A 17,208-nucleotide genomic window follows, 5' to 3' on the forward strand; every position below is an offset into this window, starting at 1 on the left:
CATTTTCCTCCGTTTGATCTTATTCAGACTGCTCTTCTCCGAACCAACAGATATTGCGAGCAGCCATAATCAGCTCACCGGCTTTCTCAGCGGTCAGCTCTTCAATGTCGGCAAGGTCGTCGATACCTTGCTCTGCCAAATCTTCCAGGGTGCCGACACCACGCGCGGCCAGGGCATATGCCATGTCGCGACCGAGGCCAGCCAGATTGAGCAGGTCTTCGGAAGGTTCTACGCCGTCGAAGGATTCTTCTTTGGCCAGGGCCTTGGTGGTCAGGACATCCTTGGCACGCTTGCGCAGCTCTTCCACCATGTCCTCGTCCAGACCGTCGATGGCCAGCAGCTCATTGACGGGTACGAAGGCAATCTCTTCCAGAGTCGAGAAGCCTTCTTCCATCAGCAGACCGGCGAAATCGTCGTCGATGTCCAGGGCGCTGGTGAACAGGGTCAGGATACGATCGTTCTCGGCCTGGTGCTTGGAACGCATGTCCTCGACGGTCATGACGTTCAGCTCCCAACCGGTCAGCTGGGAAGCAAGACGCACGTTCTGACCGTTGCGGCCGATGGCCTGGGCCAGGTTGGCGGCTTCCACGGCGATATCCATGGTGTGGTTGTCTTCATCCACTATGATGGAGGCCACATCGGCGGGCGCCATGGCATTGATCACGTACTGGGCGGGGTTGTCATCGTACAAAACGATGTCGGCACGCTCACCACTCAGCTCGGCGGAGACAGCTTGCACACGGGCACCGCGCATGCCGATACAGGCACCGATCGGGTCTATACGACGATCGTTGGTCTTCACCGCGATCTTGGCGCGGGAGCCCGGGTCACGGGCGGCGCCCATGATTTCGATCATCTCTTCACCGATCTCCGGTACTTCGATGCGGAAAAGCTCTTTCAGGAAGTCCGGGCTGGAACGGCTGACGAACAGCTGGGAACCACGGGCTTCGGGACGCACGGCGTAGAGCAGGCCACGGATGCGATCGCCCGGACGGAACGTCTCGCGCGGCAGCATATCGTCACGGAAGATCACGGCCTCGGCATTGCTGCCCAGATCCAGGATCACGTTGTCACGGTTACTCTTCTTGACCACACCGCTGATGATGGTGCCTTCCTTGTCCTTGAACTGGTCAACGACTTGGGAACGCTCGGCTTCGCGCACTTTCTGCACGATAACCTGTTTAGCGGTCTGGGTGGTGATACGGTCGAAGGTCACAGAGTCGATCTGGTCTTCTACATAGTCACCAAGCTGGATCTCGGGCTGCTCGATCTGAGCGGCTTCGAGGGTGATTTCACCGTACGGGTTTTCCATTGCAGCCTGATCGGCCACAACAACCCAGCGACGATAGGTATCGTAGTCACCGGTCTTGCGATCGATTTCGACCCGAACTTCAATCTCGCCTTCATATTTCTTCTTGGTCGCAGTCGCCAGCGCGGTCTCCAGAGCCTGGAAAATTTTCTCGCGGGGCACAGCTTTCTCGTTGGATACTGCGTCAACGACCAGCAAAATCTCTTTATTCATATCCGATAGCCTCGTTAACCAAAGTTCGGCACTATGTTCGCTTTTTGGATATTGGTGAAAGCCAACACGTCGTCCTTACCATCTACTGTCAGGGTGATCATGTCGCCTTGCACAGCTTTGATTACGCCTTTGAACTTGCGGCGGTTATTTGTTGCCATCCGCAGCTGCACCGCCGCCTCTTGGCCAACGTATTTTTCGAACTGGGCAACCTTGAACAGCGGACGATCCAGACCAGGGGAGGATACTTCCAGGAAGTATTCTTCTGTGATGGGATCCTCGACATCCATGATGGCGCCAACCTGATGGCTGACTTCAGCACAGTTCTCGACAGTCACACCATTCTCGCTGTCGATAAAGACACGCAAAGTGGAGTGGTTACCCGCTCGGATAAACTCAATACCCCAAAGTTCAAAACCCAAGGCAACGACCGGAGCCTCGAGCAGATCGGTCAAACGTTGTTCCAACGTAGCCAAAGTCACCCTCCGAAAAACAAAAAAAGGGCATAAAGCCCAGATAGAGATCGATTCAGAGTAAATCGCACATAACAAAAAGCCCCGATGTCAAATCGGGGCTTGGCGCTTTACCCTGATTGTCGCCTCGCAGCGACCGCCTTCCTGAGCGTAGGAAATGCGTGAAATTTGGTTGCGGGGGCCGGATTTGAACCGACGACCTTCGGGTTATGAGCCCGACGAGCTACCATGCTGCTCCACCCCGCGTCCGAAATCGTGCGAGATTATAGCCAGTTCATTCTCTTCACACAAGACCGACTGGCTATAATATACCCGGTTACCCGAGCTCACTACTTAATTGGTGCCGTGGGCGGGACTCGAACCCGCACACCCTAGAGCACTACCCCCTCAAGATAGCGTGTCTACCAATTCCACCACCACGGCAAAAACTCACTTATTCGGGAACGTCAGTGTCTTTCTTTACTGGCGCTTTAGTCTGCTCAACCTGCTGGGTTTGTTGCAGATTTTCCCATTCACTACCCTGTTTGACCTTGTTGCTGGACATAGATCCGAGCACCAGGCTAATCAAAAAGAACAGAGTAGCCAAAACAGCTGTTGTACGGGTCAGGAAACTGCCTGAACCACCGGAGCCGAATACGGTATTCGATGCCCCTGCGCCGAAGGAGGCGCCCATGTCAGCCCCTTTACCTTGCTGAATCATCACCAGACCAATCAGAGCCAGTGAAACCAGCAGATAAACGACTAAAAGAATTTCGTACATTTAACTTGCACCCTTTGCCGCTTCAACAATTCCTAAAAACGTCTTGTCATCGAGACTCGCTCCACCTATCAGGCCGCCATCAATGTCGGGCTGGGCAAACAAATCTCTCGCATTGGTCGGTGTCACGCTCCCACCATAGATGATTCTAACTTTCTCACCTATAACCGGAGTATCCTCCGCCAAGCGACCACGTATAAAGGAATGAACCTCTTGTGCCTGCTCGGGTGTGGCGCATTTACCTGTACCTACAGCCCAAATCGGCTCGTAGGCGATGATAGCATTATCGAAAGCCATCGCGCCATTTTTCTCTATGACAATGTCCAGCTCTTCTGCGATCACCTCAAAGGTTCTTCTCGCCTGCCTCGCTGCGCCCGACTCACCCAAACAGAGGATGGGGATCAAGCCTGCCGCTCTGGCTGCCGCAAACTTCTCTGCGACGATAAAGCTGGTCTCACCAAAGAGACGCCTGCGCTCGGAGTGCCCTACCAGTACGTAACGACACCCTGCCTCAACCAGCATCTCACACGAGACTTCACCCGTATAAGCGCCTTGTCGGTGCTGACTCACATTCTGAGCCCCCAACTTCATTACCTTTTGCTCGTTGAGCAGTACGGCCGTGAAGTCGAGATGCACATGGGATGGACACAAGACCACATCTACTTGCTCATCCATGCCTTTAAGGCATTGGCGAGTAAACTGCTCTAACTGCGACCTACTACCTTGTAACTTCCAGTTGGCTGCTACAAACGGCTTGCGATGTCCCATCGGCAACTCCCTTGCGAAAGCGGGGCTGATAATATCCAGAGGATTGTCAGCTGACAAGCGCTATTTTTGAATTTTCGAATCGTTTGAACAAGATACAACCAGGGCGGCTAAAAAGCCGCCCACATTGTTCATTAAAACGCCGATTCGACCTGTTGAGCGATGCGTTGTGCCATGTCACGCACCTGCTGCTCATGCTCACCTTCCACCATGACCCGGATCAGGGGTTCGGTGCCGGATTTACGCAGCAGGACGCGGCCACGGCCAGCCAGCTCTTGTTCCACCTTGGCCACTTCCTGGTTGACGGCATCAGCCGCCAGCGGATCCTTGCCCTCGGCAAAACGGACGTTCACCAGCACCTGAGGGAACTTGCTCATGCCGGAACGCAGCTTGGCCAGCGGCATCTCTGCGGTGCAGATGGCCATCAGCACCTGCAGGGCGGCGACGATACCATCCCCGGTGGTGGTCTGATCCAGGCAGATGATATGACCGGAGTTTTCACCCCCGATACGCCAGCCCTTCTCGTTCATCATCTCCAGTACGTAGCGGTCACCCACTTTGGCACGGGCGAACGGGATCCCCAGGGTCTGCAGCGCCAGTTCCAGGCCCATGTTGGCCATCAGGGTACCGACGACCCCCCCCTTGAGGCGACCGTTGCGCAGCGCATCGCGGGCGATGATGTAGAGGATCTCGTCACCGTCGATGATGTAACCCGTGTGGTCCACCATCACCAGGCGATCGCCGTCACCGTCGAAGGCCACGCCTAGATCGGCTTTGCACTCCAGCACCTTGGCTGCCAGCGCCTCGGGAGCGGTAGAACCTACACCGTCGTTGATGTTGAGGCCATCAGGGCTGCAGCCGATAGCGATTACCTCGGCTCCCAACTCGCGGAAAACGGAAGGAGCGATGTGATAAGTAGCGCCATGGCCGCAGTCAACCACCATTTTCAACCCTTCCAGACTCAGATTGGAGGGGAAGGTGCTCTTGCAGAACTCGATATAGCGGCCAGCAGCATCCTCGATACGCACTGCTTTGCCCAGCTCGGCAGACTCAACACACTGGATCTCGTGATCCAGCTCGGCCTCAATGGCCATTTCCACATCATCCGGCAACTTGGTGCCATCGGCGGAGAAGAACTTGATGCCGTTATCATAGAAGGGATTGTGTGAGGCACTGATCACGATACCCGCCTCTGCACGGAAGGTGCGGGTCAGATAGGCAACGGCCGGGGTCGGCATGGGGCCCATCAGTATGGCCTTGAGACCTGCAGCGGAGAGACCCGCTTCCAATGCCGACTCCAGCATGTAACCTGAGATCCGGGTATCCTTGCCGATCAGCACCTTACGGGTGCCCTTCTTGGAGAGCACCTTGCCTGCGGCCCAACCCAGCTTCATCACGAAATCAGGGGTGATCGGGAATTCGCCAACCTTGCCGCGGACACCATCGGTGCCAAAATACTTTCTTGCCATTGTCTGTTCTCTTTTTTATTTGGATATGAAATCTTGTCCCGTCATTACCATCCAGCCGGCGCGCAGGGCATCCATGGTCGCTCGCACATCGTGCACCCGGATGATCCGGGCACCATGCTGCATCCCGATGAGCGCGCAGGCCAGACTGCCGGCCAGCCGTTCATCAACCGAGCGGCCAAGCAGGTTGCCTATCATAGACTTTCGCGACATACCGACCAAGAGCGGAAGCTGGTAATCGAGCAACTTCTCCTGCCAGGCCAGCAGTTGATAGTTGTGTGCCAGCGTCTTGCCAAAGCCGTAGCCCGGGTCCAGCAACAGCTGCTGACGCCCTATACCGGCGGCCAGACAGGCGGCGATACGTTCATCGAAGAAGGCCCTCACCTCCCCCAGCAGGTCGTCATAGTGGGGTTCGGCCTGCATGGTTCTCGGCTGGCCTTGCATGTGCATCAGGCACACGGGTACGTCAGCTTCTGCGGCGGCGGCCAGGGCACCGGGTTCGAGCAAGGCCCGCACGTCGTTGATGAGATGGGCCCCAGCCTTGCAGCCTTCCCGCATCACGGCAGCCTTGGAGGTATCGAGAGAGATCATCACATCCAGCTCGGCGACCATCCGCTCGACCACGGGGATCACCCTGTCCAGCTCATCTTGCTCGCTCACGTCGGGGGCCCCCGGACGCGTCGACTCCCCCCCTATGTCGATAAGCGTTGCGCCGTCGGAGATCATCTGGCGAGCATGGTCCATGGCCCGGTCAATCTGATTGAAATTGCCACCATCGGAGAAGGAGTCAGGTGTCACATTGAGGATCCCCATCACATGGGGACGATCGAGGGAGAGGCTGAGCCCCTTGCTGGTTAGCTGCATCTTCGCTTCCATTTACATAAAGAAAAACCCCGGGACCAGCCCGGGGTTTGCATCATCACGATTTATTTGGTCAGCAGATCGTTGGCCTTGTCGATGTCGACATCCGCCACCGACTCCACCTCGGTCACTGCCGGTTTGGCATCCGCCGCGACAGTGGCACCGCCTTGCGGAGTATCGCCGCTGTGCTCGTCATGCCAGTTGCTGGGAGCACGCACCTCACGACGGGCCATCAGATCGTCTATCTGTTTGGCGTCGATGGTTTCGTACTTCATCAGCGCATCTTTCATGGTGTGCAACACATCCATGTTGTCCAGCAGGATCTGCTTGGAGCGGGCGTAGTTGCGATCAATGACCTGTTTGACCTCAGCGTCAATGACGCGCGCCGTGTCGTCGGACATGTGCTTGACCTTGGCCATGCTGCGACCGAGGAACACTTCACCATCTTCTTCCGCATAGAGCATGGGACCGAGACGCTCGGACATGCCCCACTGGGTGACCATCTTGCGGGCGATGTCAGTCGCACGCTCGATATCGTTGGACGCACCAGTCGATACCTTCTCGGCGCCGTAGATCAGCTCTTCCGCCAGACGACCACCGTACAGACTGGAGATCATGGACTCCAGGTGCTGCTTGGAGTGGCTCCAGCGATCCTGCTCGGGCAGGTACATGGTCACACCCAACGCACGACCGCGCGGTATGATGGACACCTTGTAGACAGGGTCATGATCCGGTACCAGACGACCAATAATGGCGTGACCCGCCTCATGGTAAGCCGTCATCTCCTTCTCGGAGTCTCTCATCACCATAGAGCGACGTTCCGCACCCATCATGATCTTGTCCTTGGCCTTCTCGAATTCAGCCATGGAAACCACACGACGACTCTCACGGGCGGAGAAGAGGGCGGCTTCGTTGACCAGATTGGCGAGATCAGCACCGGAGAAACCCGGGGTACCACGTGCGATCAGGGCCGCATTGACATCATCTGCCAACGGCACCTTGCGCATGTGCACCTTCAGGATCTGCTCGCGACCACGCACATCCGGCAGACCGACCACGACCTGACGGTCGAAACGGCCCGGACGCAGCAAGGCAGGGTCCAGTACATCGGGACGGTTGGTGGCGGCGATGACGATGATGCCTTCATGGCCTTCAAAACCATCCATCTCGACCAGCATCTGGTTAAGGGTCTGCTCACGCTCATCGTGGCCACCGCCGAGACCGGCGCCACGCTGGCGACCGACCGCATCGATTTCATCGATGAAGATGATGCAAGGGGAAGACTTCTTGGCCTGCTCGAACATGTCACGCACCCGGGAGGCACCGACACCCACGAACATTTCGACGAAGTCGGAACCCGAGATGGTGAAGAAAGGCACCTTGGCCTCACCCGCAATGGCCTTGGCCAGCAGGGTCTTACCGGTCCCCGGAGGGCCAACCAGCAGTACACCGGTGGGGATCTTGCCACCCAGTTTCTGGAACTTGCTCGGATCGCGCAGATAATCGACCAGCTCTTTCACCTCTTCCTTGGCCTCATCGCAGCCTGCGACGTCGGCAAAGGTGGTCTTTATCTGCTCTTCGCTCATCAGACGAGCCTTGCTCTTGCCGAACGACATGGCACCCTTGCCGCCGCCGCCCTGCATCTGACGCATGAAGAAGACCCAGACACCGATCAGCAGTAGCATCGGGAACCAGGAGATAAAGATAGAGGTCAGCAAAGACGGCTCTTCCGGCTTCTCACCAATCACTTTGACATTGTGATTGAGCATGTCGTTGAGCAGCTGGGGATCCGGCGCCGGTATGATGGTGGTGAAGCGTTCACCGGTGCGCTTGACGCCATTAATGACCTTGCCATCCATCCGCACTTCACGGATCTGCTCTTGGGTCACTTCTCTAACGAAGCTGGAATAGTCCAGCTGGCGACTGGTGGTATCGCTGGGGCTGAAGCTATTGAACACCGACATCAACACGACGGCGATGACCAGCCACAGGATTAGGTTTTTCGCCATGTCACTCAAATCAATGACCTCGCAGACTGACAGTTAACGATGAAGGTTAGGGTACTACAGTTTAAAACCGGTAGCCACAATGTAGACTTCTCGTGAACGGGCACGAGACGAGTCTGGTTTACGAATCTTGACAGCAGAGAAAAGCTTACGAATTTCATTGAGATAGGCATCAAACCCCTCTCCCTGGAATACCTTCACCACGAAGCTGCCATTACTGCGCAATACTTGGTTACACATGTCGAGCGCCAGCTCGACCAAGTACATGGCGCGAGCCTGATCTACCTGCTGGGTGCCACTCATGTTGGGCGCCATATCAGACATGACCAAGTCTACCTTGTCCGGACCGACACGGGCCAGCAAAGCGCCGAGTACAGTTTCCTCCCGAAAGTCCCCTTGCAGAAAATCGACACCGGCAATGGGATCCATCGGCAAAATGTCACACGCGATGACCCGTCCATCGTCACCCACCTGCTCAACGGCAAACTGGGACCAGCCACCCGGGGCCGCCCCCAGATCCACCACTGTCATGCCGGTACGGAGCAATTTGTCCTTGCCCTGGATCTCATCAATCTTGAAAACAGCGCGGGAACGCAGCCCCAACTTCTGGGCTTTTTTGACGTATTGATCGTCGAAATGTTCTTTTAACCAGCGGGTTGAGCTGGGGGAACGTTTTTTCTGGGTCATGATTGTCGACTTTAAAAAACCACAAGGGTTATTAGTATTAAGGGCTAAGTGGGGGTAGAATACGCCCCTTTCAACCCTGACTTATGAAGAAATTGCCATGATTCTCAACAATAAACAGAAACAGTACCTCAAGGGCCTTGCCCACAGTCTGAAGCCCGTGGTCCTGCTGGGTCAACATGGTCTGACCGAAGGCGTACTGGCCGAGATCGATCTGGCCCTGAACTACCACGAGCTGATCAAGGTTAAGGTTGCGTCTGAAGATCGTGAGATGAAACAACTGGTTATGGATGCAATCGTCCGTGAAACCGGCGCGGTCAAGGTACAGAGTATCGGCCACGTGCTGACCATCTACCGTCAGGCCAACGAGCCGAAAATCCAACTGCCCCGCAAGTAACAGGAAAGAGCCTCGCTCTTTCCTTCATTTCTCTTCTTCCCAAGTCGCTTGCCAAAGTACTCTCCAGGCCCTTAACCTGCGATGAATACTCGTGGACACTCCACTATGGATCACCATCCGATTCTCACCGAAGATGAACTGGCCATGTTACGGGACTTGGGGAGCAGTCAGGAGACGGCCGCCGGGCAATCCCTGAGCGGTTATCTCGCCACCCCCTTGCTCGAACTGCTGCAACGTGCCGATCAACTGGTGCTCGAAGCCCGTATCGCCGGGCATCAACTCCGCTTTCCGCTGCGCTTCACCGAGGGAGACGATGGCTTTGTCGAACCGCGCATCGCTGCCCCCATCATCACGGAGCTGGGTTATCCCCATTTGCGCGCCTGGCGCCTCGACCAGGAGGCGCGCCTGAAGGTGGCCGATACCGAGTGTCTGGTGCACAGCTTGTCGCTGGACGGATTAGTGGTGGAGGGCTTGCCCACCGACCTGACGATCGGCGCCACCCTCAGTGGCACCCTGCTCATTAATGAACTGGCCCCGCTCCCCCTCTGCGCTGAGCTGGTCAGGCACATGCATCTACGCAATGGTGTACAAGGCTGGGCACTGCACTTCCAGATGGCCAAGCCGGATCTTGAGCAACTGAGCAGCTGGATGTTCCAGCGCCATCAGGATGCCTTCACCCAAGCCTACCAACCCCGCTAAATAGCAACAGGGGAGCCGGGCTCCCCTGTTTCAGACATCACCTCATATCAGAGGTAAGCGACGGCCAGAACCTCGTATTCCACGTCGCCGGCCGGCGTCTTGACGATGGCAACATCATCCACTTCCTTGCCGATCAGGGCACGGGCGATGGGCGAGTTCACCGAAATCATGTTCTGTTTGATGTCAGATTCGTCGTCACCCACGATACGGTAGACAACTTCCTCTTCCGTCTCGCTTTTCAGCAGGGTAACGGTCGCCCCGAAGATAATGCGACCATTGTTGGTAATCTTGGTGACATCGATTACCTGGGCATTGGAGAGCTTGCTCTCAATCTCCTGAATGCGGCCTTCACAGAAGCCTTGCTGCTCACGGGCGGCATGGTACTCGGCGTTTTCTTTCAGATCACCATGTTCACGGGCATCTGCAATCGCTTCGATAATCTGCGGACGAAGCTCGCTCTTCAGATAGTCGAGCTCTTGACGCAGCTTTTCGGCGCCGCGAACAGTCATCGGAGTATGATTCATAGTCGAAACCTGGGTTGCTTGAAAAGAGAAGCTGCGGCTATCAAAAAGAGCCGCAGCTATCGGTTCGGATGAGCCATCTTAATATGAAGCCAGCACAAAATCCATGTCAGTCCCTGCGAGCAGGATCGCGCTTTGCCATCGACACTACTTCTGCTCAGAGACCCCAATCGGGGCTGATACTGTCGGCTTGCCCTGCATGATGGCGATCTCCACGCGCCGGTTCATGCGCCGGTTTTCCGGGGTGGTGTTCAGTGCCAGTGGCTGGGAATCGGCCATGCCCTGCACCACCAGTCGCCCGCCATCGAAGCCGGGCACCTTGATCATCTGATGGGCAACCGCCACCGCACGCTGGGATGAGAGATCCCAATTCGATCGAAACAGCTCATTTTCGGTCGCTATGTTGTCGGTATGGCCCGACACGGTTATCTCACCTGGCACATCTTTCAACAAGCTGGCGACTTTGCGAATAACCGGCCAGAACTGGGGCTGCAGGAAGGCTGAACCGGCCGGGAAAGCCGCCCTTTCGCGGATCCGTATGATAATCTGCTGACCCAGCGCCTCCACCTCGATAGCGCCATCCTGGATCTGAGCCTTCATCTGCTCCGCCAACTCCTTGGTCAAGGCATTGGACTGCTCCTGCTGTTTCTGCGCCTCCTGTTGGGTGTCGCCCCCAACCAGTTTTTCTTCGCTCTTGTCATGACCTCCGGCCTGATCGGCGTCACCGGGCTGAAAGTCCAGCTCAGTCTGGGTCATGTCTATAGTCTGCTGCATGATGGTATCGATGGGGGTCGGCTCGGGGCGACCCGGCCTGAACTCGAGGGCGATGACAGAAGTTCCCTTTGGAATGTCTTTGACCTCCAGAATGTTCTGCACGCCGAACGCCTTCTCCATGGAACCGGCGATCTGCTTGAACTTCTGCACATCCATCTCGGAAAAAGAGAGCAGCAGCACGAAGAAACACATCAACAGCGACATCAGATCGGCGAAGGTCCCCATGTAACCGGGCAGACCAGGTGGCGGACACTTGCACTTAGCCATGGGGATTACTCGCTGCCATTGTTGCGTTTGGACTGGTTCAGGTAATTTTGCAGCATGGACTGGATCACCCGCGGGTTCTGACCATCCTGAATGCCCATGATGGCGTCCAGCACCAGGCAGCGGCTCAACTGCTCTTCACCGCTGCGCAGCTCCAGCTTGTCGGCGATGGGGATAGCAATCATGTTGGCCTGAATGGCGCCATACAGTGTGGTGAGCAAGGCCACGGCCATGGCTGGGCCTATGGATTTGGGATCGCTCATGTTGGCCAACATCGCCACCAGTCCCACCAGCGTGCCTATCATCCCCATGGCGGGCCCCAGATCACCTAGCGCACGAAAGACCTTGATGGCCAGGATGTGCCGATCAGCGGTGAGCTCGATATCCTTTTCCATCACACCACGGATAACATCGGCGTCGTGCCCGTCCACCAGCATGTCGATACCTTTTTTCATGAAATCGTTTGGCACTTCGGCGGCTTCCAGCGCCAAGAACCCCCCTTTACGGGCCGAATCTGCCAGTTCAACCGCCTTGATGATGAGGTCGTCGAGCTTGTCACCCTTGTAGATGAACGCCTTGCCGGCCACCTTGAACGCCATCAGGAACTGACCGATGTTGAACTTCATCATACAGATGAAGAGGGAGCCCAGAATGGTGATGCAGACAGAAGGGATATCGATGTACATGCTCATGGGCCCCCCCAGTAGCATGCCGTACACCACGACCCCAAATCCCAGTACTATGCCAATCAGACTACCTAGATCCACATCCCTACTCCTGTCAGCTGAAATTTTTTTATCTGTAGTTTTTTGAATTTTCTGCTATTGGCTCATCAGCGGCAAGGGCCACCACGTTTTTCCTTGTTCACGAGATGGTTTATTATCGGCCACTTTTCCGAGAGTTTAAGCCGACCGCACTTTTCAGCCTCCCCCCTGCCCGTCGTCGATGTTAAGATAAGCCGTTTTTTTCAATCCCCGAGGATGAACATGGCCAGTAAAAAAATCGACCGCCTGAGTTTTGATGCCACTCTGGAAGAGCTGGAAACCATAGTTCATCAACTGGAACAAGGTTCCTTACCACTGGAAGAGGCGCTCAAACAGTTCGAACAGGGCGTTCATCTGGTGCGGGCTGGCCAGCAGAAGCTGGAACAGGCCGAACAGAAGATCCAGATCCTGCTGACTCAGGCCGATGGCACAGAGCAAGCAGTCCCCTTCCAGCCAGAGCAAGGAGAGGAATGAGTGACGCTAGACGATTTTTCCCGTCTGCATCGTCAACGTATTGACGACTGCCTGTCTGCACAACTTGAATCTTTGCCCGCCATGGCCCCGCGTTTGCGCGATGCCATGCACTACGGCCTGCTGCTGGGCGGAAAGCGAGTACGGCCCTTCCTGGTCTATGCCGTGGGCGAGATGCTGGGTGTCAAGAGCGAGCTGCTGGATGGCCCCGCCGCCGCAGTGGAGTGCATCCACGCCTACTCCCTGCTGCACGACGACCTGCCCGCCATGGACAACGACGACTTGCGCCGTGGTCAGCCGACCGTGCACAAGGCATTTGACGAAGGCACCGCCATCCTGGCCGGTGATGCCCTGCAGACCCTGGCCTTCGCCATTCTGGCCGACCATCCCCTGCCCGACCGGCTTCTGGCCAACCGGGTGCGGATGCTGAGTCGCCTCGCCCGCGCCTCCGGCTACCTCGGCATGTGTGGTGGACAAGCACTGGATCTGCAGGCCGAAGGCCGCCAGATCAGCCTGTCCGAGCTGGAGCAGGTGCATCGCCACAAGACGGGCGCCCTGATCGAATGCGCCGTGGCACTGGGAGCCCTGTGCAAGCCCGACGTGGACGACGCCACTCTGGCCGCGCTGCAAACGTACGCAGCCGCCATCGGACTGGCCTTCCAGGTGCAGGACGACATCCTCGACATCACGGGCGATACCGCCACCCTGGGCAAGCCGCAAGGCTCGGATCTGGCGCAGGAAAAGAGTACCTATCCGGCCCTGCTCGGACTCGACAATGCCCGTGAGCTGGCTCGCGAACTGCACGGTAAAGCCTTAACAGCCTTGCAATCTTTGCCCTACAATACCGACATTCTGGAAGCGTTTGCCGATTACATCATCGAGCGAACCCACTAAACGCTGGATAACAGTAACAATATGAGCGTTGATATAAGCAATTTCCCCAACCTGGCCCTCGCGGATACGCCGGTCGATTTGCGATCCCTGCCGTTCGATCGGCTGCCTGTACTGTGCAACGAACTGCGTGAATATCTGCTGCGTTCGGTGAGCCGCTCCAGTGGTCATCTCGCCTCCGGGCTCGGCACAGTCGAACTGACGGTAGCGCTGCACTACGTCTACAACACACCGTTCGATCGACTGGTGTGGGATGTGGGTCATCAAGCCTATCCCCACAAAATCCTGACCGGTCGTCGGGACAGGATGCAGAGTATCCGTCAGAAAGACGGCCTGCATCCCTTCCCCTGGCGCGGCGAAAGCGAGTATGACGTGCTCTCGGTCGGTCACTCCAGCACCTCCATAGGTGCGGCGCTCGGCATGGCCGTCGCTGCCGAGAGCGAGGGCCTGGGTCGTAAAGTAGTGGCCGTGATAGGTGATGGTGCCATCACAGCCGGGATGGCATTCGAGGCCCTCAATCACGCCGGCGATGTCCACAAGGACATGCTGGTGGTGCTCAACGATAACGAGATGTCCATTTCCGAGAATGTCGGGGCGCTGAACAACCACCTGGCCCGCATCATGTCAGGCAAGCTCTACACCAACATACGCGAGGGTGGCAAGAAGGTGCTGGCGGGCCTGCCTCCGGTCAAGGAGCTCGCCAAGCGGGCCGAGGAGCATCTCAAGGGCATGGTGGTGCCTGGCACCCTGTTCGAAGAGTTTGGCTTCAACTACATAGGCCCCATCGACGGCCATGACATCAATGCCCTGGTCGAGACCCTGCGCAACATGCGCAATCTCAAGGGACCGCAACTGCTGCACGTCAAGACCAAGAAGGGCAAGGGTTACGAGCCCGCCGAGAAAGATCCCATCGGTTATCACGGCGTGCCCAAGTTCAATCCGGACGAGTGCACCCTGCCCAAGGCGAGCGGCGGCAAGCCGAGCTTCTCCGCCATCTTCGGCCAGTGGCTGTGCGACATGGCGGCAAAAGACGAGAAGCTGGTCGGCATCACTCCCGCCATGCGCGAGGGCTCGGGGCTGGTCAAGTTCAGCCAGCAGTATCCGGATCGCTACTTCGACGTCGCCATCGCCGAGCAGCATGCGGTCACCTTCGCCGCTGGCCTCGCCATCGCCGACAAGAAGCCGGTGGTCGCCATCTATTCGAGCTTCCTGCAGCGCGCCTATGACCAGCTGATCCACGACGTGGCGCTGCAAGAGCTGCCGGTACTGTTTGCCATCGACCGGGCCGGTCTGGTGGGCGCCGATGGCCCGACCCATCAGGGGGCGTTCGACATCAGCTTCCTGCGCACCGTGCCCAACATGGTGGTGATGACGCCGTCCGACGAGAACGAGTGTCGCCAGATGCTCTACACCGGCTATCAGTGCAACCAGCCTGCGGCGGTGCGTTACCCCCGTGGCAGCGGCACAGGTATCGAGGTGCAGACCGAGATGCAGGCGCTGGCGCTCGGCAAGGGCCGTGTCATTCGCAAGGGCAAGGGCACCGCCATACTGGCGTTCGGCACCCTGCTGCAGCAGGCCAGGGCCGCCGCCGAGGCGCTCGATGCCACCCTGGTGGACATGCGCTTCGTCAAGCCGATGGATGAGGCGCTGGTACTGTCGCTTGCCACCAGCCATGACCAGTTCGTGACCATAGAGGACAACGCCATCATGGGCGGTGCCGGCTCTGCGGTGAACGAGCTGCTGATGCGCAATAAGCAATGCAAACCGGTGCTCAATCTGGGCCTGCCGGATCGCTTCGTGGAACAGGGCACCCAGCAGGAGATCTATGCCCTGCTCGGTCTGGACGAGACAGGCATCCAGCGCAGCATCGAAACCTGGCTGCAAGCCTGACCTGCTGCGAGTTAAAGAGAAAACAAGAGAAGGGCGCCTGATGGCGCCCTTCTTGTATCTTCACTTCTGACCCGAGTTAACCCTTGTAAATCTTCGGGTTGAACACATCCCGCAGCCAGTCACCCAACAGGTTGATGACCAGTACCAGCACCACCAGACAGATGCCCGGGAAGGCAGTGATCCACCAGGAGCCGGAGAAGATGTAGTTGAAGCCGACGCTGATAAGCGAACCGAGCGACGGCTGATCCACCGGCATCCCCAAGCCGAGGAAGGAGAGTGCCGCCTCGCTCATGATGGCGTTGGCCACCTGCACGGTGGAGATCACCAGAATGGGCGACAGGCAGTTGGGCAGAATGTGGCGAAACATGATGCGCGGGGCGCGGAACCCCATCACCTTGGCCGCTTCCACATACTCCTTTTTCTTTTCGGCAAGTACAGAGGCACGTACCGTCCTGGCGTACTGCGGCCACTCGGCAATACCGATGATCACCACCAGCATCATGATGGCGAATTTCGAGTAGAACTCGGAGCCAAAGGTTGCCTGAAAGATGGCGGAGACGATGATCGCCACCATCATGGTGGAGAACGACAGCTGCACGTCGGCAAAGCGCATCAGCAGGCTGTCGATGCGGCCACCGAAGTAACCGGCGATCAAACCGACGACGATGCCGAGCACCAGTTGCAGCCCCACAGCAAACAACCCTATGGTCAGCGAGATGCGGGCACCATAGAGGATGGTACTCCAGATATCGCGGCCCTGGTTGTCGGTGCCGAGCCAGAAGCGCTCCTCACCCCCTTCCAGCCAAGAGGGCGGCAGTTCGGCATCCATCAGATCGAAACTGGTCTGGTCATAGACGTTGTGCGGCGCCAGCCAGGGCGCCAGCAGCGCCGCCAGTACGAACACCACAAACACGGCGAAGCTGAACATGGCTACCTTGTCCCGCAGGAAGTAGTAGACGATGTCAGCGTTCTTGAATCGAGTCCAACGGCTTGGGCTCGCAGTCACAGTGTTAGTCATGTATCACCCCTTGGCGGTCAGGTTGACGGTCGGGTTGATAAACCCGTAGAGCAGGTCGACCAGGGTATTGGTCACCACGAAGATCAGTCCCACGAAGATAACGTAGGCGGTGATCAACGGGGTATCGACCCGGTGGATCGCCTCGAGGAACAGGAAACCGGTACCCGGCCACTGAAACACGCTCTCGGTCAGGATGGTGTAAGCCACCATAGTGCCGATCTGCACACCACCGACGGTAATGACCGGCAGCATGGTGTTCTTCAGGGCGTGCTGGTAGTAGACCTTGTTGTTATCCAACCCCTTGGCGCGGGCGAACTTGACGTACTCGGAAGATAGCTGCTCCAGCATCTCGGAGCGCACCAGCCGGATAAACAGTGGCAGCATGATGGAGGAGAGCGACACCGCTGGCAGGATCAGGTGCTTGATACCATCCCAAGTGAAGAAGCCCGACTCCCAGCCCAGCAGGTTGTAGGTTTCGCCACGGCCGTAAGCCGGCAGCCAGCCCAGCTGAATAGAGAAGAGATACATCAGCATGATGGCGGTCAGAAAGACCGGGATCGAGATGCCGATACTGCTTCCCGCCATGATGAGCTTGGTGGGGATGCTGCGCGGGCGGATCGCCGAGTAAACACCGAGTGGAATGGAGACCACCACAATGATCAGCGCAGCGGCAAACACCAGCTCAAGGGTAGCCACCAGCTTGTCGAGTATCACCTCGAGGGCCGGTCGCTTGAAGAAATAGGAAGTGCCCAAATCCCCATGCACCGCATTTTTCAAAAAGCGGCTGTATTTGATGAGGAAGGGATCATTGAGGCCCATCTTCTCACGCAACTCGTGACGCTGGGCTTCGGAGACCGATTGTCCCACCATCTCGCGCAACGGGTCACCCAGGTTGTCCTGGATGGAGAAGGCGACCAGGCTGATGACGAACATCACTATCACCGCCTGATAGAACCGTTTCAGCAGGAATGTAAACATGCTTGTCCTT

18 protein-coding genes and 2 tRNA genes are annotated in these 17,208 nt (G+C 57.3%); 5 read left to right on the plus strand and 15 right to left on the minus strand.

The window, feature by feature from the left end; translation table 11 throughout:
• Window positions 1-19 precede the first annotated feature (19 nt).
• The 10 genes from nusA to rlmE form a co-directional block, all read right to left on the minus strand.
• Entirely contained in the window at window positions 20-1,522 is a 1,503-nt protein-coding gene (gene nusA / locus GWQ22_RS04355; RefSeq protein WP_042035803.1) for a transcription termination factor NusA, read from the minus strand.
• A gap of 14 nt (window positions 1,523-1,536) precedes the next feature.
• Window positions 1,537-1,995 (minus strand): ribosome maturation factor RimP, encoded by a 459-nt coding sequence (rimP, locus tag GWQ22_RS04360; RefSeq protein WP_042035804.1) that lies wholly within the window; start codon window positions 1,993-1,995, stop codon window positions 1,537-1,539.
• Window positions 1,996-2,161: 166 nt separating this feature from the next.
• Window positions 2,162-2,238, minus strand: a tRNA-Met gene (locus GWQ22_RS04365).
• Window positions 2,239-2,330: 92 nt separating this feature from the next.
• A tRNA-Leu gene (locus tag GWQ22_RS04370) sits at window positions 2,331-2,415 on the minus strand.
• Window positions 2,416-2,425: 10 nt separating this feature from the next.
• Window positions 2,426-2,752, minus strand: coding sequence for a preprotein translocase subunit SecG (gene secG, locus GWQ22_RS04375; protein ID WP_042035805.1), 327 nt, complete (start codon window positions 2,750-2,752; stop codon window positions 2,426-2,428).
• On the minus strand, window positions 2,753-3,517 hold the full coding sequence (gene tpiA / locus GWQ22_RS04380) for a triose-phosphate isomerase (protein ID WP_275929556.1): 765 nt from the start codon (window positions 3,515-3,517) through the stop codon (window positions 2,753-2,755).
• Window positions 3,518-3,648: 131 nt separating this feature from the next.
• On the minus strand, window positions 3,649-4,983 hold the full coding sequence (gene glmM / locus GWQ22_RS04385; protein ID WP_042035807.1) for a phosphoglucosamine mutase: 1,335 nt from the start codon (window positions 4,981-4,983) through the stop codon (window positions 3,649-3,651).
• 15 nt (window positions 4,984-4,998) lie between these two features.
• Complete coding sequence (folP, locus tag GWQ22_RS04390) at window positions 4,999-5,844, minus strand: dihydropteroate synthase (protein ID WP_275929557.1); 846 nt, start codon at window positions 5,842-5,844, stop codon at window positions 4,999-5,001.
• A 62-nt stretch (window positions 5,845-5,906) separates the two neighbouring features.
• Complete coding sequence (gene ftsH / locus GWQ22_RS04395) at window positions 5,907-7,859, minus strand: ATP-dependent zinc metalloprotease FtsH (protein WP_275929558.1); 1,953 nt, start codon at window positions 7,857-7,859, stop codon at window positions 5,907-5,909.
• A gap of 45 nt (window positions 7,860-7,904) precedes the next feature.
• Window positions 7,905-8,534 (minus strand): 23S rRNA (uridine(2552)-2'-O)-methyltransferase RlmE, encoded by a 630-nt coding sequence (gene rlmE, locus GWQ22_RS04400; protein ID WP_108536871.1) that lies wholly within the window; start codon window positions 8,532-8,534, stop codon window positions 7,905-7,907.
• Window positions 8,535-8,631: 97 nt separating this feature from the next.
• Between rlmE and yhbY the strand changes: the two genes are divergently transcribed.
• Complete coding sequence (gene yhbY, locus GWQ22_RS04405) at window positions 8,632-8,928, plus strand: ribosome assembly RNA-binding protein YhbY (protein WP_042035811.1); 297 nt, start codon at window positions 8,632-8,634, stop codon at window positions 8,926-8,928.
• Between the two features lie 105 nt (window positions 8,929-9,033).
• Complete coding sequence (locus GWQ22_RS04410) at window positions 9,034-9,627, plus strand: PilZ domain-containing protein (RefSeq protein ID WP_275929559.1); 594 nt, start codon at window positions 9,034-9,036, stop codon at window positions 9,625-9,627.
• A 47-nt stretch (window positions 9,628-9,674) separates the two neighbouring features.
• On the opposite strand, the gene greA is transcribed toward GWQ22_RS04410, so the two are convergent.
• The 3 genes from greA to pomA all read right to left on the minus strand — a co-directional run bounded on the left by greA (window position 9,675) and on the right by pomA (window position 11,953).
• Window positions 9,675-10,151, minus strand: coding sequence for a transcription elongation factor GreA (gene greA, locus GWQ22_RS04415; RefSeq protein WP_042035813.1), 477 nt, complete (start codon window positions 10,149-10,151; stop codon window positions 9,675-9,677).
• Between the two features lie 144 nt (window positions 10,152-10,295).
• Window positions 10,296-11,189, minus strand: a complete 894-nt coding sequence (locus tag GWQ22_RS04420) for a flagellar motor protein MotB (protein ID WP_275929560.1) — start codon at window positions 11,187-11,189, stop codon at window positions 10,296-10,298.
• A gap of 5 nt (window positions 11,190-11,194) precedes the next feature.
• Window positions 11,195-11,953 (minus strand): flagellar motor protein PomA, encoded by a 759-nt coding sequence (pomA, locus tag GWQ22_RS04425; protein ID WP_275929561.1) that lies wholly within the window; start codon window positions 11,951-11,953, stop codon window positions 11,195-11,197.
• 219 nt (window positions 11,954-12,172) lie between these two features.
• Between pomA and xseB the strand changes: the two genes are divergently transcribed.
• From xseB to dxs, 3 genes are read left to right on the plus strand one after another with little or no spacing between them, the layout of a single operon-like run.
• Entirely contained in the window at window positions 12,173-12,424 is a 252-nt protein-coding gene (xseB, locus tag GWQ22_RS04430) for an exodeoxyribonuclease VII small subunit (RefSeq protein WP_005317577.1), read from the plus strand.
• Window positions 12,425-13,315, plus strand: coding sequence for a (2E,6E)-farnesyl diphosphate synthase (ispA, locus tag GWQ22_RS04435; RefSeq protein ID WP_042035816.1), 891 nt, complete (start codon window positions 12,425-12,427; stop codon window positions 13,313-13,315).
• A gap of 21 nt (window positions 13,316-13,336) precedes the next feature.
• Window positions 13,337-15,202 (plus strand): 1-deoxy-D-xylulose-5-phosphate synthase, encoded by a 1,866-nt coding sequence (gene dxs / locus GWQ22_RS04440; RefSeq protein WP_275929562.1) that lies wholly within the window; start codon window positions 13,337-13,339, stop codon window positions 15,200-15,202.
• A 76-nt stretch (window positions 15,203-15,278) separates the two neighbouring features.
• Here dxs and GWQ22_RS04445 read toward each other — a convergent pair whose 3' ends face one another.
• Both GWQ22_RS04445 and GWQ22_RS04450 read right to left on the minus strand, forming a co-directional pair.
• On the minus strand, window positions 15,279-16,220 hold the full coding sequence (locus tag GWQ22_RS04445; RefSeq protein ID WP_275929563.1) for an ABC transporter permease: 942 nt from the start codon (window positions 16,218-16,220) through the stop codon (window positions 15,279-15,281).
• Between the two features lie 3 nt (window positions 16,221-16,223).
• Window positions 16,224-17,198 carry an ABC transporter permease gene (locus GWQ22_RS04450; protein WP_042035819.1) on the minus strand — a complete coding sequence of 325 codons (975 nt, stop codon included), beginning with the start codon at window positions 17,196-17,198 and terminating at the stop codon, window positions 16,224-16,226.
• Between the last annotated feature and the right edge of the window lie 10 nt (window positions 17,199-17,208).

It is taken from the genome of Aeromonas sp. 1HA1 (assembly GCF_029237385.1).
Classification (GTDB): Bacteria; Pseudomonadota; Gammaproteobacteria; order Enterobacterales; family Aeromonadaceae; genus Aeromonas; species Aeromonas popoffii.